The organism is Nitrososphaerota archaeon (genome assembly GCA_027887005.1).
GTDB lineage: Archaea > Thermoproteota > Nitrososphaeria > Nitrososphaerales > Gagatemarchaeaceae > UBA183.
On the sequence record JAPCJI010000001.1, the window covers coordinates 216,360 to 241,907 of the forward strand.

General features: G+C 53.4%; 28 protein-coding genes. 14 read left to right on the forward strand and 14 right to left on the reverse strand.

Annotation, left to right across the window (positions count from 1 at the left end; genetic code table 11):
• The first annotated feature begins 369 nt into the window (after positions 1-369).
• Complete coding sequence (locus tag OK438_01030; protein MDA4124021.1) at positions 370-951, forward strand: hypothetical protein; 582 nt, start codon at positions 370-372, stop codon at positions 949-951.
• Positions 952-1,300: 349 nt separating this feature from the next.
• Here the strand turns inward: OK438_01030 and OK438_01035 are convergent, their stop codons facing one another.
• Positions 1,301-2,182: an EamA family transporter gene (locus OK438_01035; GenBank protein ID MDA4124022.1), complete on the reverse strand. Its 882-nt coding sequence runs from the start codon at positions 2,180-2,182 to the stop codon at positions 1,301-1,303.
• A 351-nt stretch (positions 2,183-2,533) separates the two neighbouring features.
• Here OK438_01035 and OK438_01040 point away from each other — a divergent pair, with 351 nt between their 5' ends.
• The 8 genes from OK438_01040 (at position 2,534) to OK438_01075 (ending at position 12,816) form a co-directional block, all read left to right on the forward strand.
• The gene (locus OK438_01040) at positions 2,534-2,758 is read left to right on the forward strand and encodes a hypothetical protein (GenBank protein MDA4124023.1); all 225 of its coding nucleotides are present in this window, start codon (positions 2,534-2,536) and stop codon (positions 2,756-2,758) included.
• Between the two features lie 111 nt (positions 2,759-2,869).
• Positions 2,870-4,009 carry a hypothetical protein gene (locus tag OK438_01045; GenBank protein MDA4124024.1) on the forward strand — a complete coding sequence of 380 codons (1,140 nt, stop codon included), beginning with the start codon at positions 2,870-2,872 and terminating at the stop codon, positions 4,007-4,009.
• A 34-nt stretch (positions 4,010-4,043) separates the two neighbouring features.
• The gene (locus OK438_01050) at positions 4,044-4,997 is read left to right on the forward strand and encodes an SDR family NAD(P)-dependent oxidoreductase (GenBank protein MDA4124025.1); all 954 of its coding nucleotides are present in this window, start codon (positions 4,044-4,046) and stop codon (positions 4,995-4,997) included.
• A complete protein-coding gene (locus tag OK438_01055) occupies positions 4,984-5,877 on the forward strand; it encodes a glycosyltransferase family 2 protein (protein ID MDA4124026.1) in 894 nt (297 codons plus the stop codon). The genes OK438_01050 and OK438_01055 overlap by 14 nt, the downstream gene beginning before the upstream one ends.
• Positions 5,878-6,052: 175 nt before the next feature.
• The gene (locus OK438_01060; GenBank protein MDA4124027.1) at positions 6,053-7,078 is read left to right on the forward strand and encodes a glycosyltransferase family 4 protein; all 1,026 of its coding nucleotides are present in this window, start codon (positions 6,053-6,055) and stop codon (positions 7,076-7,078) included.
• A 12-nt stretch (positions 7,079-7,090) separates the two neighbouring features.
• On the forward strand, positions 7,091-8,083 hold the full coding sequence (locus OK438_01065; GenBank protein MDA4124028.1) for an NAD(P)-dependent oxidoreductase: 993 nt from the start codon (positions 7,091-7,093) through the stop codon (positions 8,081-8,083).
• A 1,290-nt stretch (positions 8,084-9,373) separates the two neighbouring features.
• Positions 9,374-10,480, forward strand: a complete 1,107-nt coding sequence (locus OK438_01070; protein ID MDA4124029.1) for a glycosyltransferase — start codon at positions 9,374-9,376, stop codon at positions 10,478-10,480.
• A 17-nt stretch (positions 10,481-10,497) separates the two neighbouring features.
• On the forward strand, positions 10,498-12,816 hold the full coding sequence (locus OK438_01075) for a glycosyltransferase family 39 protein (protein ID MDA4124030.1): 2,319 nt from the start codon (positions 10,498-10,500) through the stop codon (positions 12,814-12,816).
• Positions 12,817-12,910: 94 nt separating this feature from the next.
• On the opposite strand, the gene OK438_01080 is transcribed toward OK438_01075, so the two are convergent.
• On the reverse strand, positions 12,911-13,147 hold the full coding sequence (locus tag OK438_01080) for a hypothetical protein (GenBank protein MDA4124031.1): 237 nt from the start codon (positions 13,145-13,147) through the stop codon (positions 12,911-12,913).
• A 49-nt stretch (positions 13,148-13,196) separates the two neighbouring features.
• Between OK438_01080 and OK438_01085 the strand changes: the two genes are divergently transcribed.
• Both OK438_01085 and OK438_01090 read left to right on the forward strand, forming a co-directional pair.
• A complete protein-coding gene (locus OK438_01085; GenBank protein ID MDA4124032.1) occupies positions 13,197-13,337 on the forward strand; it encodes a hypothetical protein in 141 nt (46 codons plus the stop codon).
• A gap of 257 nt (positions 13,338-13,594) precedes the next feature.
• Complete coding sequence (locus OK438_01090) at positions 13,595-14,215, forward strand: HAD-IA family hydrolase (GenBank protein MDA4124033.1); 621 nt, start codon at positions 13,595-13,597, stop codon at positions 14,213-14,215.
• 128 nt (positions 14,216-14,343) lie between these two features.
• On the opposite strand, the gene OK438_01095 is transcribed toward OK438_01090, so the two are convergent.
• The 9 genes from OK438_01095 to OK438_01135 form a co-directional block, all read right to left on the reverse strand.
• Positions 14,344-14,667: a hypothetical protein gene (locus OK438_01095; GenBank protein MDA4124034.1), complete on the reverse strand. Its 324-nt coding sequence runs from the start codon at positions 14,665-14,667 to the stop codon at positions 14,344-14,346.
• Between the two features lie 69 nt (positions 14,668-14,736).
• The gene (locus OK438_01100; GenBank protein ID MDA4124035.1) at positions 14,737-16,131 is read right to left on the reverse strand and encodes a hypothetical protein; all 1,395 of its coding nucleotides are present in this window, start codon (positions 16,129-16,131) and stop codon (positions 14,737-14,739) included.
• The gene (locus OK438_01105) at positions 16,128-16,757 is read right to left on the reverse strand and encodes a hypothetical protein (GenBank protein MDA4124036.1); all 630 of its coding nucleotides are present in this window, start codon (positions 16,755-16,757) and stop codon (positions 16,128-16,130) included. The genes OK438_01100 and OK438_01105 overlap by 4 nt, the downstream gene beginning before the upstream one ends.
• 7 nt (positions 16,758-16,764) lie before the next feature.
• Complete coding sequence (locus OK438_01110) at positions 16,765-17,745, reverse strand: bifunctional DNA primase/polymerase (protein MDA4124037.1); 981 nt, start codon at positions 17,743-17,745, stop codon at positions 16,765-16,767.
• 6 nt (positions 17,746-17,751) lie between these two features.
• Positions 17,752-18,015, reverse strand: coding sequence for a hypothetical protein (locus tag OK438_01115; GenBank protein MDA4124038.1), 264 nt, complete (start codon positions 18,013-18,015; stop codon positions 17,752-17,754).
• Positions 18,012-18,140, reverse strand: coding sequence for a hypothetical protein (locus OK438_01120; GenBank protein ID MDA4124039.1), 129 nt, complete (start codon positions 18,138-18,140; stop codon positions 18,012-18,014). The genes OK438_01115 and OK438_01120 overlap by 4 nt, the downstream gene beginning before the upstream one ends.
• Positions 18,141-18,245: 105 nt before the next feature.
• A complete protein-coding gene (locus OK438_01125; GenBank protein ID MDA4124040.1) occupies positions 18,246-18,806 on the reverse strand; it encodes a hypothetical protein in 561 nt (186 codons plus the stop codon).
• Between the two features lie 347 nt (positions 18,807-19,153).
• Positions 19,154-19,819: a PH domain-containing protein gene (locus tag OK438_01130; protein ID MDA4124041.1), complete on the reverse strand. Its 666-nt coding sequence runs from the start codon at positions 19,817-19,819 to the stop codon at positions 19,154-19,156.
• A 91-nt stretch (positions 19,820-19,910) separates the two neighbouring features.
• Positions 19,911-20,048, reverse strand: a complete 138-nt coding sequence (locus OK438_01135) for a hypothetical protein (GenBank protein ID MDA4124042.1) — start codon at positions 20,046-20,048, stop codon at positions 19,911-19,913.
• Between the two features lie 186 nt (positions 20,049-20,234).
• Here OK438_01135 and OK438_01140 point away from each other — a divergent pair, with 186 nt between their 5' ends.
• Positions 20,235-22,172: a hypothetical protein gene (locus tag OK438_01140; protein ID MDA4124043.1), complete on the forward strand. Its 1,938-nt coding sequence runs from the start codon at positions 20,235-20,237 to the stop codon at positions 22,170-22,172.
• A 222-nt stretch (positions 22,173-22,394) separates the two neighbouring features.
• Here OK438_01140 and OK438_01145 read toward each other — a convergent pair whose 3' ends face one another.
• From OK438_01145 to OK438_01155, 3 genes are all read right to left on the reverse strand, one after another.
• Positions 22,395-22,646, reverse strand: coding sequence for a type II toxin-antitoxin system RelE/ParE family toxin (locus OK438_01145; protein MDA4124044.1), 252 nt, complete (start codon positions 22,644-22,646; stop codon positions 22,395-22,397).
• Positions 22,636-22,851, reverse strand: a complete 216-nt coding sequence (locus OK438_01150; GenBank protein MDA4124045.1) for a ribbon-helix-helix domain-containing protein — start codon at positions 22,849-22,851, stop codon at positions 22,636-22,638. Before OK438_01150 ends, OK438_01145 begins: the two co-directional genes overlap by 11 nt.
• A 127-nt stretch (positions 22,852-22,978) precedes the next feature.
• Positions 22,979-23,221 (reverse strand): hypothetical protein, encoded by a 243-nt coding sequence (locus tag OK438_01155; protein MDA4124046.1) that lies wholly within the window; start codon positions 23,219-23,221, stop codon positions 22,979-22,981.
• A 310-nt stretch (positions 23,222-23,531) separates the two neighbouring features.
• Here OK438_01155 and OK438_01160 point away from each other — a divergent pair, with 310 nt between their 5' ends.
• Both OK438_01160 and OK438_01165 read left to right on the forward strand, forming a co-directional pair.
• Complete coding sequence (locus OK438_01160; protein ID MDA4124047.1) at positions 23,532-24,407, forward strand: glycosyltransferase; 876 nt, start codon at positions 23,532-23,534, stop codon at positions 24,405-24,407.
• Between the two features lie 175 nt (positions 24,408-24,582).
• Complete coding sequence (locus OK438_01165) at positions 24,583-25,506, forward strand: nucleotidyltransferase domain-containing protein (protein MDA4124048.1); 924 nt, start codon at positions 24,583-24,585, stop codon at positions 25,504-25,506.
• Positions 25,507-25,548 lie beyond the last annotated feature (42 nt).

Consider the following 25,548-nt stretch of genomic DNA (forward strand, 5'->3'; position numbering starts at 1 on the left):
CAATCTCAAATTTAGACTACTTGAAACCAAAGGCACGCCTGATGGCTATAAGGGTGCAATGGTCATCAGGGCATCCGTTACGAGTCTGTTACCATGTTCCAATCGTTCCTGTCTTCCGTCCAAGTTTAGGCTCGATTTGTGGGACACTTCGTAGGCCTACGAAAGGTCTCTTGGATGTCATGGGTTCATGAGATGTCGGCCCGAAGGTAATCACGGCGAGAGGGTGTCCAGAAGTGGGCCCGAACTGGAAGTGGCCATGACGGCTTGATGCCTTCTCATTACTGAGAAAGGTGTTACGACCTTAAAGACGGGCTCGAAACGCTCAAGCTCCACTGGTGATTGATCTCAGTGAGCCTACTAAATCGTCCCTTGGGATACGTTACAGGGGGTTTCGCCATCCTAGGATATCTCTTCTTCACTGCCATTGCCTACATAATGTACCCTTCCGCATATACTCCAACCGCCAACTGGTTGAGCGACCTCGGCAACTACAGCCGGAATCCAGCCGGCGCCTTATTCTATGATGTCGGCGTCTTTCTGACCGGTGCTTTGATAGCGGCCTTCGCAATCAGCTATCTCGCTTGGCGAAAGGAGTTGAGGCGCAGAGGCCAGGTGCTGCTCTCGATCGGCGTGGTTTCAGGGGTGGCTGCGGGAGTCTCTCTGGCGTCGACAGGTTTCTTTCCGCTCCCGACGCCCGTTCACGGTCTGATAGGGATGTCGTTCCAGATCAACATGGCCGACCTAATCGTATTCTCGACCGTCGCTCTCCTTAGGCACCCCAAGTTCATCCGCCCAATCGCATACTTTGCCTTTGTCTCCGTCATAGCTGACTTGAATTTCAGTGTCCTAAACAACACCCCAATCTTCGAGTGGTTGGATATCGGCTTGTTCCTTGTCTATGCCGCCCTAATGGCTTTCAATTTCAGAAAGAGCTTTTCTCTAAGGCAGTGAAGAGCGCAAGTTCTTTGAGTTTCTTCTGGTAATCAGAGTCTGACGGAAACTAACTGCTCCGGCTGGAATGGTTCAATGGGCTGGCCAACGTAGCTCAAATCGAGCTTCTTTAGAAACAACGGAGTCTATTCTGAGCTTATTCTGAGCTGGGGTCGGCGAGATTCGACAGGTAGAGCGTGCAGATCCGTGTTCAGATGGGCCAGCCCCCAAACAGGTTCTGAGAGTGGATTTCAATCGTGAATGCGAAGTTGGTCAATGCAGGCGCCCTGGCCGGGACTTGTCATAATATGTAGGCGCCCCAACAATTGAAAGGATAGTAGTGGAGCGGCACCAAAGGGTCCGCTACCCCTTAGCGGCTGGGCTTTCCGACTCTGAAGAGTGCACCTAAATAAACTCCGAGCAGGACGAGCGCACTTCCCGCTATGAATGCGAGGTTAACCACTTCCCCCTCAAACAACGCCGCAAGAAGAACTGTCACAATCGGAACGAGAACGAAAGAGTAGTTGGTTGCAGTCGCAGTCCACCCAGACAGAACATAGAGGTAGAGTACGGAGGAAGCTGAACCGACGAGGACCAAGTAAGCAAATGCAATGGAAGTGGTCGGCTGGACTGGCAACAGCCATGCCTCGCCCACCAGAGCCGACAACGCAAGAAGCATCAGCGAACCGGTTGTCATCGCCACGGCAAGTGTCGCAAACGGATCTGATTGAGGGAAGTGCTTGAGGGCGATGCTCGTTTCTGCGCTGCACAAAATTGCGCCTGCCAAGGCCAAGAGCGAGAGCAGTGGGATGCGTGACGTCAGCTGCGCCTGAAACACTATGGCTGTCCCGGCCAGCGCGACAAGTGCGCCCATGATCCCACGTAATCCCAGATGCTCTTGGTTTTGAGCAGAAGCAAGAAAGAGTGTCGAGAGGGGAACCAGCGCAAAGATAACAGAGGTCAGCCCAGCTTGCACATTCACAAGGGCATAATAGAAGAAGGCGTTACTTGCTCCGAAGCCCAAGACCCCGTAGACCAATGCTCCCAGAAGTGCTTTTCCCCTCGGCAGAGCAATCCTTCGCATGGCGACGATTGCAATGAACAGGATAGAAGATACCGAGAATCTGAGACCAGCGCCCCAGAAAGGCGGCAGTTCGAAGTTACTCAGTCTGACGGCAACGTAGACACTCCCGCTTATGACGATGATTCCGAAGAAGGCGAGGAGAAGGCTGTTGGGATTGCGACTAGGCACTAGCTCGACGGGCGAAAGTTACCTTTTATCTGTGCCCTTGGCAGAGTGAAGATGGCAAGCGGTGCGCCCTGGCCGGGACTTTCCTTACTAGGATAGAGAGGAGCTAACCCCATTAGCTTCCTTGCGAACTAGTCTCGCGGCCCAGGGGTGGTGTTCTGACCGAGGTTGCGCCGGCCTGATGAAGGCGATGAAGATAGCGTGGGCGTTCTTGGCCGCGGCCGTAGCCTGGGGAAACCCGGGTGCACCCCTGTGGAGGAGCGACAAAGGGCACGTCAGCTTCCCTCGCAATGAAGTGAGAGGGGGCCCAAATCGACTAAAATGACCGACCGACTTTTATAGGAAGTACCTGCGATGGGACAAGGTGAGATGATGAGGAATCTGATTAGCTACTTCATGGCGATGCTCAAAGGATTGACCCTTTCCATCGAGAGGAAGTTTGCACTCCTCAGTACGAAACGTGGACTCGCGCCGATAGTGTGGGCAGCAGTCATCATGATCATACTTGTATTCGGAACGATTACCGTGTATATACTTGTGGTCCCGGGCCCTGGTTCTGTCACCGTCGTATACCCGTAGCTGTAGGGTTTTTCAGAAGGTCTGGAACTCCCCGAGACAATCTTGTTGATTTAGACGGCCCTCTCACCTCATAACGAACCATCAGACGATCCTGCTCCCGATGAGAAGGTGTTGAGGCGCGTCTGGCTGTTTTCTCTTGTCGTCGGCGTCGGGACTGTGGCGGGATTCTTCTGGTACGCGAACTATGCCCATGGGCACAACTGGATCCCTCTCGGGTACGACTCCTACTATTACGTCGGTTGGATCAACCAGGTCGTCGCCTCAGGGCCTCTGCAGTTCGCTGCGTCTCAGCACTACGTCGATTTCCTATATCCGATCGTGGCCAGCGTCCCCGTGTATCTGGGAGCCTCAGCCGACATCGTGGAGATAGTCCTCCCGATTCTTCTAGCGTGCGCACTGGTCGCGGCCACTGGAATCCTTGCCCTGGAGTCGAAGGATTGGAGGGTCGTGATACTCTCGGTCGCGTTCTCGGGCGGGTGGTTCGCGGTCTACAGGATGGGCGCTGATTTTCACGCGAACCTGTTCGCGTTTCCACTCCTCATCCTAGCTTCGGCGCTGCTCATCCGGGCCGCGAGAAGGGGAGAGGCCTCAGGGCCTATTCTTGGGGGGTTCTTGGCCCTGGTTGTAGTTGCGGGCGCGGCCCACGTTGAGACGACGGACTTCTTCATTGCGGCTTGGTTTGTTGCTTTCGTGCCGCTGGGATGGAAGACCAGTTCTGGCTCGTGGAGATGGAGTTCGTTCATGGTAGTGGCAGGGGCGCTGACAGCTTCCCCCTTCACCCTCGCGTACTTCCAGGGGGTGGCCGGGGGTCTCGGGGGTCAGTACTGCGTCCTCCCCGCCTACTGGTTGGAGGTCTTCGGGCCTGGGGCAGGGTTGGCGATACTCGGGCTGGGGACCTTGGCGTGGCGATACAAGGCCCAGGCCTCCGAGGGATACCTGACGAAGCTCTTGCTTTCTTGGTCCGCTTTGGCCCTGGGGATTGGGGTCCTGGGATACGTCGCCCAGGTCCCGATTTCCTTCTCCGACAGGGCGCTTCTCCTCTTTCCTCTGCCCATCGTCTCATCATTCGGGATGTTATGGCTGGTGGGCAACATCCCAAGGCTCCAAGGGTTCTCACAGACAAGGTTGCTGGCCGTTCTGGTGGTGATAGTACCACTTTTGACCGCCCCCCTGGTCTTCAGCTACACCGCCCCGCACTTCATATATTTCGCTGAGCACGGCCCCTCCTTGGTAACGTGTGCAACAGGGTGACTTTACGGATCTGCAAAGGAGGTCGAACGATACATTGAACGGCCAAGAGGTCCTCGTGACGGGGGGAGCGGGGTTCATTGGTAGCCATCTCGTAGACAGACTCGCCGGCGAGGGGTTCAGTGTGGTCGTGCTTGACAACCTTTGGACGGGACACCTCGACAACATAAGGGCGCAGCTTGAATCGTCGAGGGTCCGGTTCGTCAAGGGGGACGTCAGAGACTACTCCACCTTGAGAGACCTGAGCGAGGGGATGGGGGCGGTGTTTCACCTCGCTGGAATCGCGAACGTATCTTGGTCGATTCAGAACCCAGGCGCGACCCATGAGGTCAATGCCACGGGGACGCTCAACGTCCTGAGGGCCGGCGTCGAGGCAGGGGTAGCCAAGGTCATCTTCGCTTCGTCCAGCGCCGTCTATGGGAATCCGCTTAAACTCCCGATAGACGAGGACCACCCTGTGAGCCCGATGTCCCCGTACGCGGCCAGCAAGGCGGCGGCGGAGGGGTACGCTCGCGCCTTTGCCAGTTCTTCCGGCCTCTCATCAATCTGTCTTCGGCTCTTCAACGTCTATGGTCCACGCCAGGCAGAAGGAGACTCCGGTGGCGTCATCGCTAGGTTCGCCACGATGCTAGCCGGGGGCATCCCTCCGGTCATCTACGGGGACGGGGAGCAGCGGCGGGACTTCGTGTACGTGGAAGACGCCGTGGAAGGCCTCATGGGAGCTTTCAGGGCCGAAGGCGGGTCTGGTGAGGCCTACAACATCGGGAGCGGGAAGGCCTTCTCGGTCAACGAAGTCTTCACCATGCTGCGACATAGCCTCGGGAAGGAAGGAATCCAGGCAGATTACCGTCCCGCTCAGCCAGGGGAGATCAAAGAGAGCGTTGCGGATGTCAAGAAGGCGGCTGAGCTGCTCGGGTTCAAGCCAGCAGTCTCCCTTGAGGAGGGGCTCAGGCTCACTATCCAGAACGTGGTGGCGCGTGCAGGCGGGTAGCACGCGAATAGTGGTGGCCATCCCGGCCTGCAACGAAGAGAGGAACATTGCCGCGGTCATTATCGCCGCACAGAAACATGCGAATGAAGTAGTGGTCTGTGATGATGGTTCCACGGACATGACAGCTGAGATTGCGGAGCGACTGGGGGCAGTCTTGGTGAAACACGACACACATATGGGGTATGGGGCGGCCCTGAGGAGCGGGTTCGAAAAGGCGATTCAACTTGGGGCCGACTTGATTGTTTCGCTAGACGCTGACGGCCAACACGACCCTGACGACATACAGCATTTGATTGAGCCTCTCATCAATCGCAAGGCAGACATCGTCATAGCATCCAGGTTCCTGGAGGGCCAATCAGCTACCCCCGGATACAGGAAGTTTGGAATCGAAGTCATAAATTCCGTAGCACGGAGCAAGAAAATGGGAGTAACAGACAGCCAATCGGGTTTCAGGGCGTATACACGGGAGGCTTTGCTCAAGGTCCTTCCCGCTGAAATGGGGATGGCCGCGAGCACCGAGATCCTGCTGAAAGCGAGGGAGTCGGGGCTCCGGGTTCAGGAGATCTCGTCGAGGATCAAGTATGACACGAATACTTCGAAGCACAACCCGGTTGGGCATGGACTTGACGTGCTGTTTGGTCATGTCAAGCAGTTGACCTTCAGGCATCCGCTCATGCTCTACGGTATCCCTGGGGTGATTCTCTCTGGAATCGCACTCGCCACCGGACTCTTCCTGTTACGGCTCTTCAACGCAGAGGGATACTTCAGCATCCCTCTTGCGCTCCTCACCGTCGGTTTCGGCGTCGTTGGCGTGTTGCTCATTGTGGTCGCCCTCATAGTATGGACGATGGTCAGCCTCTTCCGGGAAGGACGTGCTTGAGCAGTAGGAATTGGACAAGGATGGGCACTAAGTCTCAATGAAGACGACTCAAATCCTGGGTTGATGCCCTTCGGAAACGATAGCTAGGGTCTCTCATGTCTTCTCCCCTCAAGTTGTAGGCGACCCGTTCAGCTCATATGAATTGTCATTGCGGCAGTCACAGACTCGAAGAATCGTGGTTTTCACATGGAACGTGGCTAACAGGCAGAGTGTGACTGAACGTATCAATCCCAATTTCACTGTGAAGAGGATTCGGGGAGTGAACCTCGCCCTAAGGCCTCTCTTCTCTGAATACCCGCTAATTCCGAGCTTGGACACTGAGATTTCGAGTTGCAATCCAGGCCTGATAGATGCCCATTCGCATCTGTTCCTTCCCTCCTTTCAGGCCATCAGAATTGCAAAGAAGCTGGGTATACCTTCGGTACTGACAGTCCATGGAGTGATGGCTCAGCGTGATAATGTCACCAACCTGCTTCAAGAAGCGTACCTCCGTTTGGTAGCCTCGAGGGCGCTCGCTGACGCCACCGTGGTTGTATGTCTGACAAAGAGGGACGCAGATACGATGGCCCATTTCGGCTGCCCTCAAGAGAAAATTAGAATCGTTCCCAACGCTGTTGACGCCGAATTGTTCAGTCCTGGACCGCACAGAGATGAAAAAACTATCCTTTGGGTAGGTCGCATGGTCCCTGAGAAGGGAGTTCGGCACCTCGCCGAAGTCATCGATCTCGTCATTGAAGGTGACAAGACGACGCGCTTCGTCATCATAGGGGATGGACCTCTGCGACGACTCCTCCATGACTCGATAGCTGGTCGCGATTGGCAAAATAGGGTCTCAATTCTGGGGCGTCAATCAAGAGAAGTCGTTTCCGAGTGGATGGGCAGAGCCTCCGTTTTCCTGTTCACGTCTTCGCGTGAAGGATTTCCAAAGGTGATCCTGGAAGCGCTGTCGTCAGGCTTGCCGATAGTGTCTTTTGACCTGCCTGGTCTAAATGGAGTGGTCGAACACGGACTCGATGGCCTTATGGTTCCTCCTGGAGACACAGCGGCCATGGCAAAATCGGTCCTGTCGATTGTCGGTGATTCTGATCTTGGGAAGAAGCTCGGTCAGCACGGGAGGAAACGAGTCCTTGATACCTACACCTGGGAACTAGTTTTGGACTTGCTTTCGAACGTCTATCTCGAAGCTCTCTCGATGGTATAAGAAGGGGAGATCATGTCGGACCATACTGTAGCTGTCGTTGGTGGGTCAGGCTTCATTGGCTCGTCCATTGCAGCCAGAATGGCGAAGAAATATCGAACGATTGTTGTTGACCAGAAACGCTCCAACCTGGCCAGGGGGGTGGAGTTCAAAGCCTGTGATATCCGGAATCCGAAGGAGGTCAGACAATCACTGGCGGACGTAGACTTGGTAATCCACACTGCGATCATTCAGATACCAGCGATTAACTCTGAGAAGAGGCTCGGCTATGATGTGAACGTTTTGGGAACCCAGAATGTCTGCGAAGCAGTCGAGGACAACCCCGGTATCAGAGGCCTAATTCTTGCTGGGACTTGGCACACAATCGGAGAGAGTGCCATCGATGGCATGGTAGATGAGGGGTTCGGATACAGGCCGGACAAGGTCGAGGACAGAGCCAGGCTCTACGCTATCTCGAAGATTGTCCAAGAGTCAATCGTACGGTACTTTGATGAGCTTTCACCAAAGGTCTTTGGAATCATCCGAATGGGCACTGTTCTAGGTGAAGAGATGCCCGCGCTGACTGTCGCAAACTTGTTCATCCAGAAGGGATTGAAGGGTCAGCCGATTACCCCTTACAAACACAGCATGCACAGACCCATGCTCTACGTTGATGTCAATGACGTAACCAAAGCGTTTCAGAGATTCTCAGACATGATAGTCCAAGGCAAGATTCTGAAGGACGGTAACAGCTTGAATCATGTCGTAAATGTAGTATATCCGAAGCCAATCACTATCCGCGAATTGGCCTTCGTGGTGCGTCGAGAGGTTCTCAGACTCACGGAAGGGAATACGCGACCCAGGGTCGAGGTGGTGGACGATGGCCTGCACGAACTCTTCGGACCATGGGAGAAGAGTAAGTTCGAAGCCGACACCAAAAAGGCCAACATTTTGTTGGGGCTCAGTACCCTCGTCAGCCCGGAGGAGTCGATTCGTAGCATTATCAAGGGAAGACTTCGCGTCAGGTGACCTCGGTGAACGGTGGAGCTCTCGTGAAACAAGAATGAAGAGGGTTCTCTTGATTTCTCCCGAGTACCCTCCCTTTGGGAGCGGCATTGGGAATGTAGTTTCTAATTTGAAGACAGAACTGGAGACACTTGGAATAGGGGTAGATCTCATTAGCAGAGGGAGTCGGGAATCGCCTTGCATGACTGTAGAATCCGGATTACCCGGAATCGCAGGGCTGATACCCTTTTGGGAACGGGCCTCACGTAAAGCGGCGGCACGAAGGCAAGATTACGATTTGGTTTGGATGCACTCACCATTGCTCGTCAATGTTCGCCAATTGTTTTCTTTCACGAACCTAATGATTACATTCCACAGCAGCTATCTTGGGTACTACGAGGCATTCAAGTCTCACGGTCATGTTCGACTCGTATCCTACTACAGGCTAGCTAGCACACTTCAGAAACGCTTCCTGAGGGAACTTTCATGCAATAAGAGCGTCATGGTAACTGCAGTTTCTCCCTCGGTTGCGGCTGAACTCCGCTCTAACGGGCTCGATTATCCTGTACAGACTGTCCCCAATGGCATAGGCACACTGAGCAACAATGCATTGATTGAGAACAACATGCGGGCAAAGCTTCTTGATTTGTGCCATGCGCCAAGCGGTGACGACGAACGGATCTTGGTTTACTCCGGTCGCATTTCCGAAGTTAAGCAAGTTGGTCTGTTGTTGCGCCTTTTCGGCCAAATCCACAATTTGGAACCAAAAACTCACCTTCTGATCCTAGGAACTGGCAACCTTCACCTACGTATGGCGAAGCAAGCTGGGTCGCTTACAAATGTCCACATCATGGGGGAGTGCTCACAGGCAGAAGTCTTTGGATTTCTAAGAGGAGCAGACGCATACGTTTCTCTCTCCTGCTACGAAGGACTGCCTCTCGCGGTTCTAGAAGCAGCTTCTTGTCGACTCCCGTTAGTCTTGTCAGATATTCCTGCTCATAGGTACATCTTGAGCAGGTTTGAGAATCCGAGAGTCCTGCTCAACTCCAGAGATCCTGACCCAACCGAAGTCCTATCTTTTCTAGAACGCGTAGGTCCTCAGAATGGAGTTGGCCAAGTCCTGCCATCGGAATTTGCTTGGGCCCGAATAGTTCGTAACTATCTCAGTTTGGTGCGACTGGACCCAGATTCTTAGCTCAACAGTAGCTCTGAGGATGGGTCGCCTACCGCTCGTTTGCCATAACGTGTGCTCACATAATGACATGCTGCCACATCACTCTTATCTTGAGCATTATTTGTTCCGGCAGACAGCAGATGAAAATCCTCAGCGTTTGTGAGAGACTTCAAGACGACGCATATTCTTGGAGAGTCAAGAATATCTTGGGACAGCTAGGGGTTCACGGGAATAGTGTCAAACTCGTAGAGAACTATTCCCTGTCAAGACAGAATTGGTTATCGAAAATGTTCCATTTCCCGGTGTCGATGGTTAGAACCCTTGGTGAGGCATGTGGAGATTCCTACGACTTGATTTATGGCAACAGTCAAGCAATGGCCTACTGTCTGCTAGGAGGATTTGGTCGAATTCCTTTGGTATTCGACATGCATGGGTTCCCGGCCGAAGAATATCGACTGCAAAGTCTGGCCTACGGGAAGGCTGCAGCGCGTAATCCTAGTTACTTGGGGCGGGTTCTAGCGAATCGACTTGAGCTTGCACTTTCTGACACAATTGTTTGTGTTTCGAAAACTCAGATGATAATGCTAGGCAAATCATACCGGATTCCACGGGAGAAAATGGTCTATGCCACCAATGGCGTCGATGTCAGCTTCTTCACCCCACATTCAAACGCCGAGACGAGAGACCTAAGAAAGAGCATTGGGCTGGACGGGAAGCTTGTCTTCGGGTACATTGGGAGCGTTGACAAGTCCTCGAACAACTGGTTGGGTGTCCAGCAGGTGATCAAGACGGCACAGGCAATTCAGGATTCGGAAGTGGGGTTCCTAATCGTCGGTGGAAGAGCAAGTCAGCGAAGCGGGAACCTCGTGATCGTCAAACGCCAACCCAGAGATAGGCTGAATGAGTATTATGCCGCCTGTGATGTGCTTGTACTTCCTCTTGCAAAGCACACATCCATGAACATAGCCTCCCCCACAAAATTCGCAGAATACGCCGCCGTGGGTAGGCCTATCATGTCGACAGATGTAGGTGACCCGCCTGACTTCATAAGAAGGAGTGATTGCGGGATGATAATTCCAGATTTCGAAACTGATACAATGATTGAAGCGATAATGAGATTCAAAGAAATGTCAAGCGGAAGATTGAACCAAATGGGTGCCAGATCACGAATCCTTGCGGAACAAAGCTTCGATTGGAACAAGATTGGCGTCACGCTCTCGAAAGCCCTTCTCAAATATCAGAGGTAATAGCTTGATGGAAATTCTTGTCCTATTCGACCGCTTCCTCGCTAGGTTACGCCGGGATCAGATTGGCGCTTCTTAGCGGCCTCCTCGCTGGCGTCATGTGTTTCCTCCCTGGTCCGTTCCTCTTGGACTATCTGGCGAAGTTAGGGAGGGTGAGAGTCTCCAAAACTGAAATGGTGGTGCTGGGAAGCTTGGTTTGGAACTTCGCATGGGTTAGCGCGGCATACCTCGTCGCAATTCTTACGTCATCGATTGCTGTATTCTACTTGTTCTCGCTTGGAATTGGGGCAGCGACAATCCTCCTCGACCTTTACGAAACTCTCAGACGCAAGCCTCACTTCAGGCTCCCATCCATCGACCTCGATAGTACACTCGCCTTGGCGCTGATCGCAGTCTTGGGTGCTGTCATAGCCATCGAAATAGCGGCGCACTCAATTTACGAGGAGTTTGACGCAATATTCTATTATCTTCCTGTAGCGAAGTCCATTGTGCTGACTGGCGGCCTGCACTTCGATCCCTTGCACGCTACTGGTCTCACAACTACACTGTCACCAGCATTGCCTCTGATGTATGGTTCGGTCCTATTCTTTTCTGGCTCGCTAATGGAGTTCGGACTAGCCGTGAGAATCATTCCCTTGGCATACGTTATTCTTACGTCATTGGGAGTGTACCTCCTCTCATTTGGAATACTCGAAGATTCCAAGTTGGCGCTTGTTTCAACAGTCTGCTTCTTATCACTGCCAGTCCTAATGAGCATGTCTCTCGACTATAGCCTCTACCTTGACATGGGTTTCGTCTTCGCAGCGACAGTTTCGATGTATCTGGTCGTCAGAGTTGGAAGATACAAGTGGAGTGATTCCTTCGGATGGCTGGCTCTTGGCGTTTCGCTGGGCCTATTGCTGCTGACAAAGGATACAGCGTTCTTCATCGTACCGTCTTTGTTCATCCTGGCTATCATGCCTCGTTTGCGCAGTCTTGAGAGGAATCTGGCTGCTCTACTCGGTGCTTTGGTATTTACAGGAATCTACACTTTCTTTTTCGTAGTTGATATTCTATTCTTCTCTGAACTAGGAATCGTCGCCGCACAGACAACAATTCTTGGAACATTAGTTCTGGCATTCATCACTCTCCGTCGAGTGGGGTTCGACAATCTCATTGCCCCCCGCAGGCGACAAATCCTGCTGCTGATTGTCCCGTCCGCCCCAACTATCGTCTTCATAATTCGGAATATCGTACAATACAGGGTGGTGAGCTTTGATCTCATATGGTTTAACGCGGTGGCGGCTCGCGCCTCCAACCTAATTGCCCATTCTAGCGTTCAGGCTCCTCTTTTCGTTGTACCCACTTTCCAGAATCTCTTCGTGATTTTTTCCAGTTATGACGCAGGGTTCATCTTCCTTTTGCCCATGGTTCTAGGCATTCTATGTCTTCTCTTCGTCCATGAAATACGATCGGAGACAAAATCGGTTTACCTTCTTTTTTGGCTGATGCTCATTGGTGCATGGGGATGGCTTTTCAATTTCGCTTATGTCGGTCCGAATCTCAGGCCCTTGTATGACTTCGCACCAATCATCGCATTGCTGGCCTCTGCTGGTGTGGGTTTCGTATCTAGAACGTGGAGGGTCCAAAACTCAATGGTCATTAGACTGGTCTTCTTCGCTTCACTTGCACTGCTTTACTTATGGGCAGGCCCTCTGAACATCGGCTCTGGCGGAGTAGAACTCCTCAGTTACAACTTTTCTTCCATCGCAGTCCCAACGCTGCAGAGTCTTTCAATCCTGTCCATCCTCTTTCTCATCGCTTTCGTACCGATTCGCTACTTCAACCTAGTCCGATCGCAAGACTCCCGTCGCGTGGGCAGAATCATGGTAACTGGAGCCATTCTTCTAATTCTTGTCTTCCCGGCATACTCATTCGGTTCAGCGAATCTGGGCAATACACAAGCTGCCACGACCGTTCCACAGGGATGGGAAAACAATCTCTCTCAAGTCATAAGCTACATTAATCTCAACCTGAAAGACAATTACAGTATCATGACTTTCTACGCCTTGCCGATAGCTTACTTCACTAATCATCCCATCATCGAGATGACGAGATGGTTCGGAGTCACGTCAGTCCTGGGATTAGTCGGGGCCAACGCATCCATTGCTATAGATGCTTTGGTCAAAGATGGCATAAGATACCTGTTGATTCCCAAGCCTGTCAACAGTCAATATCAGTACTATCTTTCCCTCGCTCAGAACTTCACTTTTCTTAGCCCTCAGGGCCTGAGCACAGACCTCAGATTGGTCCTACTATCAGATTTCACAGACTATCAGCTTTACAGAGTATTGGGCTAGTCTGAAATCAAACATAGACCAAGGTACTTGTCTTGCCAAACTTGGAACCAAATGGCAACAAACCGCCCTCCTGAGTCCTAGGAGTGTCAGATGACTAGTACAGTCTGATCGCCCAGGTGCCGTTCCCCGTCAGCCACCTCCTCCCGACGTATAGCGCCATCATGAAGGCCCAGGCTAGGTCGTCATGGAGCCCTTCCGGGTGAGCGTACCTCGGCTTGTCCCAGGCCCCAATGACCATCTCCTGCTCCTTGAGCTGCTTCTTCAGCTCGTCGGTGCCAGAGCCGAACTCCACCACGCCCTTCTGAAGGCAAGCCCCGGCGCACTCCACCATCGCGTACTTGACCGGTGCCCTCTCGCGCTAGCTCTTTCCCTCACTCGTGATGAACGAGTGCCAGATTGAAAGCGGCAGGAGAATCGTGGACAGCCTGATCGGGAGCAGCTCGACGATAGCGGACGGTGAGAGGAGGGTGCCCAAGGGGTACAAGCTGATCCTCGGAGAAAGGTCATTCGTGCAAGTCTGATACGTCCAACTACATCGGAAAAGACACTTCCGCGTTAACGGGGGTGAAATCGCCAGGCTCGAGTTTGTTGTGACTGGATTTAGGCCCCTGACTGTCGTTGCAAGGCCCCTGCTGAGGTTCGAGAGGGGCATTCTGGAACTGGTCTGACCGAAGCAAAAACAGTTCTGGTGGAATGCTGGAACCCCGATTTCCTCGGGGGTGCGCAATCCTTATGGTCGTGACTTGGTTGATTTCGTGTCCGTGCCGGGTTTGTTCAATTGTCGATAGGTGCAAGCGGAAAGGCACTCTTCTGCGACGTGGGGGGTGTCCTGATCGCGGACCCCTGGGCGCTGACCGCGAAGAAGCTGGGCAAGGACTATGGTCTAGACTCTTCCAAGGCATACGTCAGGTTAGTAGAGTACAGCAAGTTGCTCGATTTGAATCGGCTAACCCTCTTCGGACTTTGGCGAAGATTCTCTGGTTCGTCGTCGACCGAGATACCATATGCACACTTCAGGAGGCTCTTTCTTGGTGAGTCGCTTGTCAAGATACCCGAAGTCTGGGATTCTGTCCAATGGTTGCGAGACTCAGCGGGCTTTTCGGTCTATGCGCTCAGTAACATGTGCAAGACTGTGTGGGTGTCTCTCCAGGAGAAGTATGCCATTAGGTCGTTGTTCGACGGAGAGACACTCTCGTACGCGTGTGGCATGATGAAGCCTGACTCTCGGATATTCAGGCTCGCCCTCAAGCGGGCCCGCCGAAGTCAAGCGGAGAGCACTTTTCTGGACGATTCTGAAATCAACGTTGCCGCGGCCCTGTCGGTTGGGCTAATGGCGCACAAAGCCAGTTCTCCTGCGGCGACGGCCCGATTCCTAAGATCGCTGGCAGGGAAGGCATGACGTCAGTGCAATTCCAGAGTCTTCCGACCAGCTTTGCGAGGGTGATGGGTTTGTTGGTCTTGTAGTCTGTCTCATCAATCTCGCCCGTCTCTACCCATTGCTCGAAGGCGTCCCTCAGCTATCATTGATTATCCATCTGGGTCGAGCCTCACACGAGAATGCTGGTTGAGAACACTTGCTGGGATGAGCCACTCTCGGTATGTTTTTCCCTCTTCGACCCATTCCCACTTGGCGAGTTGCCTTGGTGGGAGGTCGACGTCAAGCACCATTAATGCCCCTTCCTTCGTCCCTTCGTTGCTGTCCAGTGGACGGTCCGAGACCCACACACCCCTGAAAGTTCTCTCGGTCAAGTAAGACCCCTCATCGTCTCGGAACCCTTCCCGGAGGATCATCCTTGCCGTTTCTACGGTTGTTCGGTGATAGAACCTTATCTTGCCGACTTTTCTCCTCATTCTTCGCCCCGAATCCTGGATTGAAGCAGTAGTGCCTTCTCAATGATTAGTGTTGTTTTTCGGAGATGATTAGTCATCTGAATTAGAGGACACCCTGATTGACCCACCATCTCCGAATACTAACCCTAATCCCACGTCGCGCTCCTTGTCGGTTACATTTTCGTACTTGTTTGTTTCAATCTGACTGGGGTCTACCAGAGACCACTCGTATCCCTTATCTTCGTTGCCGCTTTTTTCGACGAAATTCAACAAGCTGAGGTCCTCCAGAACTCTCTTGGCTGTCTCGGTCGGCAGACCCGCCCTTTGGCCTATGATACTCGTCTTGGCACTCTCCGTTGTAAGTTTGCCCAGAATCGAGACCCTTCTAGCGTCTATCGTGTCTCCTGCCACGCGAGAAAGGAACTTCATTACCCCTGAGTCTATCTCTTCTCTCCCTAGGATTGCAACCAAGCACCACGCCAACTTTAGGAGTTGTTTGTACAGCCTCGCAATCCCCTCGGATTGCGGGAGATACTGTATCGTGCCCCGCCAGTCTCTCGGTACTCCTGTCCTCGCGTTCGCAGTGAAGCAGGCCAACTTGACTAGGCTGTCACTCTGCTCCTCAGAAAGCTCAAGCTGCTTGACCTCCACTGACGAGAGAAACGCTGCCGTCTGTGATCGAATCTTCTGCCTGATTCCATCTTCATTCCCTGCCGCCCTGCTGGCGCGTTTGCCCGTCTTGAAAGGGTCGACACTCTTGACTCGCATCTTCAGGAACCTTTCTCCAAGAAGGCTCATGACGGTGTCGTAGAAGTCGATGACCGGGGTCACGCCCGCGAGTAGCGTTATTCGCGCCTTCACATTCTGATACTCGGCTCCCTCGTTCCCGGACCCCTTTGATAGATAGCCGTCGAATATCTCTCTCAACTGTGCAAGGATTTCGTTCCTGGCGTCCCTGCTCTTCTCGAGGATCGTCGTGAAGTCCTTGATCGTAAGGATCTTCCCGTTCAATCGGTGAAGGAGGCCCACCTTCTTGCGCTGACCTGAGATGAAGGTGTTGACGGTCAAGGTCGACAGAGGGAACACAAGGTCGTTTGGCTCTTCCCCTAGTGACCTGATTATCTCGGTCTTGATGGAAGAGGGTGGACCTACGAGGAGGGACCATACGGGATCGCCTTCAAGCTGGTTAGAGACGGCGGTCGCTAGGCAGAAGAGGATTGGCCCATCATCCTCGATGTGAAAGTGCTCATGCCATGTCCTGAGCAGGTCGGCGAGGCTGATTTCATCGGTCTCGGGGGCGACGACATCCCTCGAAAGGAAACTGTCGAACTTGTACCCGCAGAGACACTCAAGATACCGGCCATCGTCGCAGACCTTTACGAGCCGCATTCCGTCACGTGGACAGGATCTCCCCAATTCGTCAGAGTCTGCGCTCTTGTTAGCCTTCCGAACTCGTTTCCTCTTGGTCTGAGAGTGTTCCTTCATTGAGAGATGCGCCTCCTTGCGGCCTCCCCCCTCTTCACTGCCCTCTGAACGACGCGAACCCATCGAGGCGACCTGGACCTTCCGCGGTGTCGTGGCTTGAAGTAGTAGACCACGCCCCGCTTGGAGAGCTTCACCCTGGAGCCTGATGAGAAATCGGCGAACCCCTGCTTTTGGAGAGCTTCGAGAACGACACGGGTTCTCTCCTTGCCTCCCCTCTTCACGGCCTCATGGACACGCGCCGCTAGGACTGCTCGTGTGAAGTCCCACTCTTTCACTTGGTCCATCGCAGGTTTCAGGCCCTCCCGCTTCAGCTGGGCCCGGAGTTCCTCGGCCACTTCAGAGAGTTCCGTTCTTGCCCTCGCCCGCTCCCTGGTCTCCATCTGGTTCATTACCTCCGTCTGCTTGGCCATGGCCTTCTCTATCCCGACGCCAACCTGAAGGGCCTGCTTGTCTTCATTCGTGATCCTGCTCTCGGTCCCGAAGATCTCATTGAGGGTCAGCTGGATCTGGGGGAGGAGGAAGCCGCTCTTGTCTGTCCCGAACTTCGACGACCTGGCATCATGCTCCGCTTCCTCTCGGGTCGAGAAACGGTGTGCCCACGCTTCGAGCCTCGGATACTTGCCCATCTACCATTCACCTGCTGCTCGTCCAGTAGCCTTCGATCCGGCTGTGCTCGTATCTCTTGTCATGATGCTTCGCAGACCCGCCAGGACAATTGCACACCACAAGACGCGGGGGGCCGGAGACCTTTCTTTCACTGGAGAACTTCGGGCCCACTCTAATCCTTAGCTCTCTGCAGTTCCGGATGTAACCGGCCTTCGAGAGCGGCCCGGCCTTGGTCGAATCGAGAAGGAACTGGACCTGGTCCCAGGTCATCCCGGGCTCGCGGTCTACGACGTAGCAGCCGTGCTGCGTCATGTAGATGTCCCAATCAGTGAGAGCGTTGTCTTTGATGAACTGCAAGAGGTCGTCGATCCCCAGGCCTTCGTTCAGGTCAACATCGAAACAGAATGTCGGCTGGACCCAGGTGACTCCGAGCGTCGCGATCAACCTTGAGGGCTCAAGGTTCGCCGGGGGTGTCGGAAGGACACTGACCCTTCTCTTTCGTTCAGGCTCTTGCCATCCGAGCTTCCGGGCGTATCCGTTGACGAGTTCTTCGAAATCGTCGACTACAGCTATCGGGACCTCCGGGTTCGTTACCTGGTATCGCCCATCGAAGGAACCCGGCAGGATGATGTAATTTCCGACGCCCTGGACTTCTATCCCAAAAACGGACCGGAACCTGTCGATCGAGCGGCAGAGTGACTTTGACGCATAGAGAAGATGGTAGCCTCTCGATGGCGTTAGGTGTTTTCGCGTCACCGGGAGCATGCCGACGAGTCCCTTGGCCTTCTCAACGTTTTCGATGTCGACATCGACCGCCACATGGCCAAGCCCGGTAATCCCAGCTACGCCAGCTGCGTTCTGCCAAGGCAGCTGGACAACCTCTTCCTTCGTCTGTCTTCGACTCTTCCATTGTCTCCATTTTACCAGCGGGCGTTTCTTGAGGTTAACTGGAATAGCGTTCCACCCTTCGCTCCAATACTCAAGCGCGATGGCCGAGAAGTCGTGCATGCTTTCCTAGCCTTCGTCTCCTTTCCGCTCAGTCTCCTGCCCACGTGGTTCGTCTAGGCCTAGCTCGGCATCGAGATAGCTCAATACAATGTGCCTCGTCTTGGCAAGCTCCTCTTCCGTCAGCCCCGCCGATGGCATGTTGGTGAGGATGCGAAGACAGCGGTCTAACGTCTGCAGTTTGTCAGGGACCGCACGAGTCGCACACTCTTTGAGGACATTCTTGATCCTCTCTCCGGCCTGTTCCCCTTTCTCCAGCGCGGCTCCGGTCACGTCGCCTCGGCCTCCATGGATCCCTTCGCGAAGGAGAGGATCCACTTCCGCCAGGTTAAGGCGCCTTTAGCCTCCTTCAAGCGCTCAAATTCTGCGTCATCGAACGCCAGGACGAGACTCTTCATCGATTGATAGTATCCCTGAGGGTCTTAAGACACGTCAAGCCAAAGTACGCAAAAAAGCCGACGGGCCTCAGAATGGCTTGGATATGCTTCAGAATACCCCGGAAGCTATTCCCTGATACCCTTCGGCTTCGAGAGACTTACAAACGACCTTTTCGGGATTCCAGAGGCTTCGGAAATCTGGCTCGCCCCAACGATATTCTCTTTTCTCACGCGCAACTTCTTCCAATCGATTTCTCTTACTGCGAGATTCCAGCAGTGTGCTGCCACTGTTCTGGGGTTGCGCGATGCGAGAAAATCGGGGCTCGCTTTCATTGTGCGGTCGTAAATCGATATGGCTTCGAAATACGCGGACCGCAGAGCCCTCAGCGTCTGGAGCTCGTCTTCGCGATGAACCATCCTCTGAAGTCCCCTATAGATCAAATCGACATACTTCTTCGCTGGAGTTACCGGGATGTTTCCTATCCAATCTCGCATCGGCTTATCGAGACTTGCGTAGATTCGCTCAAATGCACTCTGAAGTCGGTAGCGGTTCCAGCGGCTGTGGAGTTGCCGGCCATCTTCCCTCTTCTTGAGTGCCTCCGCAATATCATTAGCACCAGTTTTCGCAGAACCATGCTTCTTTCCGGCGATATAGACGCAGAAGGCGGCCCTCTTCGACTGCTGCACGCTTCATGGTTGGGAGGCGATCTGCCATGACCAGAGCCTCAGCCCTGATTGCATCTCCGGTGACCAGCTCATCGCACACAAAGCCGATTGTTCTCTCCAGCTTCTCCGAAGTGCGGTTTACCTGAGAAAGTGTCGGGGAGAGGCCCATGGCCTTCATGTCCGCGCTCTTCAATTGCTTGCCTCCCAGTTTTTCCCTCCGAACGGATGACGAGAGAGTGGAATCATCCGCGTGGCTGGTGCCGGTCAAGTAACGCCTGCAAGGCCCGGTCGATATATACGCCTGGACAGCCTGGTCCCCTGGCTGTCGTTGTGAAGCCCCTGCAGAGGCTCGCTATTTGAGAATCCAATTACAATTGCTGTTTGCCGCAACTCGGGCAAAATACGGCTGGGGTCGGCATCTTGGATCCGCAGAATTGACAGAATTTGGTTCCCTGGCTTGGAATTCGAGGCATTTGGTAAGGCACTCTTTGACCTGGAGAGGTTGAAACCTGCTGCATAGTGGTCTGTCGAAGGGCTTGAGACTGTTCCTTGCTGGTCTGAATGACGTTCTCGACGATGCCCTTCACCACGAGCACGTCGGATACCCCATTCATCTTCACGTCCCCTGAGAAACCTACACCAGTGAATGATACATCTCCGAAATTCAATATCCTCCCAAAGATCCCCTGATGGACAATCGTCCCTGTCATCCATTCGATCTTGAGGTCATGGGATGCCCGACCGAGAATCCCGCGCTTGATGTAGATGCGCCTGTTCGAGACGAAATACTCCGCTGAAATCACGTAAAGGAGGACAAGGATCCAATCGAAAAAGGCAAACACAGTGAACCAAAGGAAGCCAACCTGCCCTGAGATTCCAACCCAGACAAATACAAAGAGCACGATAATGAAACCGAAGACGATTGATCCCGCGTATGAGGCATAACTCTGCCTCCCATACCAAACAGGCTGTTCTCCTTCGGAGAGCGCAAGCAGCCCGGGAACCCTGATGTTAGTCCCTAACGTATCCTCCAATAGACCAACCCTGGGATAACCACTTGCTTGACTGAGCTGTGAGTTATAGGTCTTGACTCGAGCGCGCCCGAACAAGCAGGGAATGGATTCGCTAGGTCCCAGCCAGCAGGTCTATCTTCGTGATTATACCCTCGGCCTTCTCCCCGGACGACACGAGGACCGCAGGGAGATACCTGAACATGGAAAAAAGGGCCTCCACCGGGGTGTCTCTCCCGACGACCTCGTACACCTGCTAGACGTGATCTGAATAGGTGGAATCTGAGATACTCCCCCGGAGGGCCTGAACTGTGCCCTTCTGGTCGCGTACGTCGGGGGCCTCGCTATGGACCTCGTGTTGGCCAGGAGGTCCCGGCCAGGGCGCAGTTTCCTCCCGTAACGGCTTTATCATCCAGGCCTCCTTGAATGAAGGGACCCCTTGTTTCAAGGCGAACGCAGGTTAGCGGCAATAATGTTCACCGATATGGTCGGTTACACCGCCCTAGGACAGAAAAACGAATCGCTTTCACTAGCTCTGGCTGAAGAACAACGGAAACTGCTGAGACCGATCTTCGCCAGACACAACGGCAGAGAAGTCAAGACTATGGGCGACGCATTCCTTGCGGAGTTTCCCAGCGCGCTTGAGGCGGTGAGATGCGCCTACGACGTCCAGAGGGCAACCAGAGAATTCAACTTCGCCTTGTCCGACGAGAAGAGGGTGCATCTGAGAGTAGGTGTTCACCTCGGGGACGTTGTAGAATCCGGAGGCGACATCTCTGGCGACGCTGTCAACATTGCTTCAAGAATCGAGTCCCTTGCAGAGGATGGAGGCGTCTGTCTCAGCCAGCAGGTTTACGACCACATTCAGAACAAGTTCGAACTCCCATTGCAGAGTCTTGGAAGAAAGCTCTTGAAGAATGTCAGCGTGCCGATAGAACTATACAAGATTGTGATGCCATGGATTCACGACGAAGGTGCAACATCGCCGCCGTCCGAGCAGAGGAGAATAGCTGTTCTCCCGTTTGCCAACTTCAGCCCCGACCCCAACGATGAATACTTCGCTGATGGCATGACAGAGGAGATCATATCAACCGTGTCGAGAGTCATTGGTCTGCAGGTCATCTCGAGGACCTCCGTAATGGGTTACAAAGGCACGAACAAGAGGGTCAATGAGATAGGTCGGGAACTTCGGGTTGGGTCGTTGCTTGAAGGTAGCGTGAGGAAGTCGGGCAGCAGGATGCGCATTACGGTGCAATTGATCAACGTGGGAGACGATCAGCCTCTTTGGTCTCAAAGCTATGACAGAGAATTGAATGACATCTTCGCACTGCAGAGTGATATTGCGAAACAGGTAGCAAACACACTAAGCTTGAGGATACTGCTGAAGGAAGGGGGACTTGTCGACAGGAAACCCACCAAGGACGTAGGGGCCTACGAACTTTATCTGAAGGGGAGACATCAATGGAACAAGAGGACCAAGGAAGGTCTACACAGCGCGATCGAACATTTCCAAAGGGCCGTCGAGAGAGATCCTGCCTTCGCCCTCGCATACAGCGGGATGGCTGACTGCTATACCGTGCTTCCGGGATACGACCCTCAGCCTCAACTTGAGAGTTTTCGCAAGGCAAAGGAGTTCTCCATCAAAGCCCTTGAGCTAGACGACACGCTTGCCGAAGCGCACACCTCTCTGGCCCTCTCTTTGTCAAATTACGAATGGGATTGGAAGGGAGCTGAGAGGGAGTTCAGCCGAGCGATCCAACTCAATCCGAACTACTCCACTGCCCACCAATGGTACGGCACGCACCTGATATGGTATTCAGGTATATTCGAGGAAGGAGTACGGGAGATGCGCCGAGCAGCTGATTTAGATCCACTTTCTCCCATCATAGGAGCGAATCTAGCACATGCCTACGCATATGCATCCAAGTGGGACGACGCAGTCATCCAATGCGAGAAGGTCCTTGACTTACAGCCAGACTTCTGGCCCGCACGAAATTTCTTGATGCAGGCATATCGTGCGAAGTCAATGTACAAAGCGGCAATCGATGAGGGAGTCAACGCCCTCAGAATGGCGCCCAACGACATCTGGGTAAAGACAGGGCTTGGCCTAAGTTTTGGCATGGCAGGGCTGCAAGAAGAGGCAAGGAAAATTCTCGGTGAATTTCTGGAGCTTCAGAAAAACCATTTTGTTCCGCCTCTCGCCTTCATTAGCCTATACTTCTCACTTGGCGAGATTGAGAAGATGTACGAATGGATGCAGAAGGCATATGACCAACACGACATCTCAGTACCACAGCGGCGGTGGGACCCTGACTTCGCGAAGATCCGTGCTGACGCAAGGTTCACGGACCTCATGAAGAGAGTAGGTCTAGACTAGACCCAGCGCCAATCATTTCGCAGTCTTCCCCCTATCCGACGATGACGTTCATGTATCGAAGGTTCTCATATCAAAGGACGTTCCCCGATGTTGGGGCGCCAACCTAGACTAACAGGGCCTGGCAAGGGCGGCAAACAATGATTCGAGTTTGGGCCCAGTTTCGGCAGGGTAGACCATTCGTGTCCGACGGGGATCGAGGGGTAAACCGTGCTAGAGCTGGATTCATTGGTAGACCTTGCTTCGATGCCCGATTTTTAACACTAGGACGTCGCCATCTATGACAGTGTAAATCACCCTGTAATCCCCGACACGAATCTTGAACAGACCTTTGAATTCCCCCACCATCGGTTCCTCTGCGTTGAGGTTGTCGCCGAGAACCGTTCGTATCCCTCTGAGTATCCTTTCGACCTCTTTTGGGTTGATCTTCTTAAGATCTCGACTGACGGAAGACTTGTAGAGAATCCTACCGGACAAGCTTGACCAGTTCTTTCTCTGACACCACTCGGTCGTTCTTGTCGTTCAACCTGTGCAGAGCCAGCATATAGTCCTCGTATTCTGCCAGGTATTCGCGCAATGCCTTGGTGACGATGTAGGTCTTTGGGCGGTCTAGGGACTTGGCCAGGTCGTCTAATTGCTTTGCAACGTCTTCTGGCAACCTCACGGATACGGCTTCGCTCATTTACATGTAAGACATGAATGACATGTATTTAGCCTTGCCGATGGTAACAGTGGGAGAGGCGACATCGGAAACCTGACCAAGCTTCTTCTGGAGTAGGAAAGGTATCTGGCTAGCCAGCCACGCTGTCTCACGTCCCGGCAGCGAGCAGATCTATCTTAGTGATTATCCCGACTACGTTCTTTCCGGACGACACGAGGACCGCGGGGAGGACCCTGAACAGGGAGAGCAGGGCCTCCACAGGAGTTTCCCTCCCGACGACCGGGTATGCCAGCTGGACGTGGTCCCCCGACCCTCTAGTCCGGGACCTTGCCGGGTTTTGCCTACGCGTTGCGTCAAGCAGTATGCCAGACCCGATGTCTTGGTCGATCATGGTTGCCCTGATTTCTCATCGTCGTCAATGTGATCGAGCCTCTTGCGCTATGCAAACTCGAACTCCTTCACCGTCAGACCTGGCTGAGAGATTCGATGAAGTCGAAATTGCTTTTCGACCACCTCGCTTCCCTCGACCTCCTTCGCGGAGTCGTTCTGACCGCGGCTGCGGCTTAAATAGCCAAACGCCAAGAAACATGAGTAGCCTTGCAACCCAAGGGTAACCGCGGATGAGGGCTGCGGCTCAACGCCCTTCTTCAATGTCGACGGCGAGCAAATCTTCTGATTCGGATCCGCTAGTTTCTGTCGTGATGCCTAATCTGAACAAGGGAGATCTAATAGAAGCCGCGATCAGGAGCGTTCTCGAACAAACGATAAAGAACCTCGAATTGGTAATTGTCGACGATGCTTCGACAGACACCTCTTCCGAAATCGCCCGACGTTATGCCGAGAAGGATGCCCGGATAACTCTAATCAGACACACGGCTACGCGGGGAGTCTCGGCAGCGAGGAACACGGGAATTCGCGAAGCCCGCGGCGCTATAATTGGGTTCATCGACTCGGACGACACGTATGCCCCCTCAAAGCTGGAAAAACAGCTAGACGCCCTGGACAAGGAGCGAGTCCCCGCCGTCATCTATTGTGACTTCGGAAAAATAGATGCACAGGGCAAGGAACTACCACCAGACAGGCGGCCTCATTACAAGAAAGACGGCATGATTTTCGGAGATATATTGGAATACAAATTCGGAATTAAGGCTACGATCTTGCTCCCCAAAGTATGCTTCCAAAAAGTAGGATTGTTCGATGAATCCCTTCCTTTGGCAGAAGACCTTGATATGGTTCTCCGCTTGTCTTGGCTGTATCCGTTCAGATGTCTTGATGAGAAGTTGTACAGTTACAGAATTTCTCCTGGGAACACGGAAGATCGTCTGTCTCAGTCCTCCATCAACTTCTATCGAGCACTTGTCATTGAGAGGCACTACAGGCGCACGAGTTCGACCCTGACACGTGACCAGAAGAGAACGGTAGGGCTAAACCTCACCGTCTTGTATAGCCGTAGCTCCCATGCGGGAAAAACGATCCGCTATGGTCTCAGCAGCTATGATAGTTTAAGGTACCTCCTCATCGCGCCTTTCCGAGGCCACGGTCTTAGACAAGTCCTACATCTGTCAAAGACTGATTGATGAAGCATCAGACATGTCCGTCGGAAAGGCGCACGAAGAAGATTCTTGCTTTACGCTTCCGGCAAGAAAGCCTACAAGACGAACTCTTCTTCGTTTCTGAGGCGGTTACAGGGGTGACTGGGATATCCAAAGATACGACTTTGCGTCGCTTGCGCGGACGAGCCGAGTTGGGGGCTTGCCTCGCGACTCATTTTCGAGGCTGAGTCTGGTACAACAGGCCCTCCCCCGGGTCGGGGGCATCGAATCAATCTATGTCGTAGGGAGCGTAGCCAAAGGAACCAACACCGATCAGAGCGACCTGGACGTACTCATCGTAACGAAGTTTCCGACATATCTAGGCCGGTTCGGCAAGCTCATGAAGCTCTACCGACTTGGCGTAGACGTTAACCTCGTAAGCGCTTCGCTGATTTCAAGGCTGAAGAGTGGCCAACCATCCTCGCTCATTCCGTATCTCGCTAACTACAGGAAATGTAATATTGTCGTGCATGGCAAGGACATCCTGCCGGAAGTTCTCCCAAGGATGGATAGGCATTCCTTCGCACTCTACGCCTTTGACAGAGCTGCGAATTGGGTGACGCTGTTAGGGGCCAATTCAAACTCAATCGGGTTCAAGGATCCGAGCAGAAGTAGAAGAATGTTGCTCAAGCGCGCCGAGCGCATAATGAAGGAGGAGGCCAAGGTACCATTCGAGTGGCGAGAGTTCGGTGCTCGTTTGAAGGAGCAGGCTTCTGGGGATATGAATCCGCGCCTCATATGTCGGTTAATTGCCGACATGCTGGAACAAAGGATTAATGACTTGAGATTCTCCGCTCTGGACCAGGCTCACTACGTTCTGATAAATCTCCTTACTCGCAGAAGATTTCTGTGGCGGACACTTGTGAACAGGACTCCGATTCAGGAGCGTTACCTGCGGGCACTATTCCTCTTGTTCAAAAGCGGTAGCGGGGAAACGGAAAGGATCTTTGACGCCATGCCGCTAGTGGGAGTTCAGCCTGCCCTATCGAAATCGAATGATTTCGGCTCGGTGTGGATGCGAGTCCAAAGAGCAGTTCTAGAAGACTACCAGACGATGATGGGTTTGGGAGGGGTGCTGCAGTAGTCAAGAAGGAGAGCGCGCGCGAAGGGGGAAGCGGATTCGGGG

Coding starts and splice junctions, on each gene's coding strand:
- OK438_01085 (MDA4124032.1), top strand. CDS start 13,197: ATGAACGAGTGCCAGATTGAAAGCGGCAGGAGAATCGTGGACAGCCTG.
- OK438_01105 (MDA4124036.1), bottom strand. CDS start 16,757: ATGGGCAAGTATCCGAGGCTCGAAGCGTGGGCACACCGTTTCTCGACC.
- OK438_01070 (MDA4124029.1), top strand. CDS start 9,374: ATGAAAATCCTCAGCGTTTGTGAGAGACTTCAAGACGACGCATATTCT.
- OK438_01080 (MDA4124031.1), bottom strand. CDS start 13,147: ATGGTGGAGTGCGCCGGGGCTTGCCTTCAGAAGGGCGTGGTGGAGTTC.
- OK438_01065 (MDA4124028.1), top strand. CDS start 7,091: ATGTCGGACCATACTGTAGCTGTCGTTGGTGGGTCAGGCTTCATTGGC.
- OK438_01095 (MDA4124034.1), bottom strand. CDS start 14,667: ATGAGGAGAAAAGTCGGCAAGATAAGGTTCTATCACCGAACAACCGTA.
- OK438_01150 (MDA4124045.1), bottom strand. CDS start 22,851: ATGAGCGAAGCCGTATCCGTGAGGTTGCCAGAAGACGTTGCAAAGCAA.
- OK438_01155 (MDA4124046.1), bottom strand. CDS start 23,221: ATGATCGACCAAGACATCGGGTCTGGCATACTGCTTGACGCAACGCGT.
- OK438_01120 (MDA4124039.1), bottom strand. CDS start 18,140: ATGAAGAGTCTCGTCCTGGCGTTCGATGACGCAGAATTTGAGCGCTTG.
- OK438_01040 (MDA4124023.1), top strand. CDS start 2,534: ATGGGACAAGGTGAGATGATGAGGAATCTGATTAGCTACTTCATGGCG.
- OK438_01100 (MDA4124035.1), bottom strand. CDS start 16,131: ATGAAGGAACACTCTCAGACCAAGAGGAAACGAGTTCGGAAGGCTAAC.
- OK438_01110 (MDA4124037.1), bottom strand. CDS start 17,745: ATGCACGACTTCTCGGCCATCGCGCTTGAGTATTGGAGCGAAGGGTGG.
- OK438_01160 (MDA4124047.1), top strand. CDS start 23,532: ATGCCTAATCTGAACAAGGGAGATCTAATAGAAGCCGCGATCAGGAGC.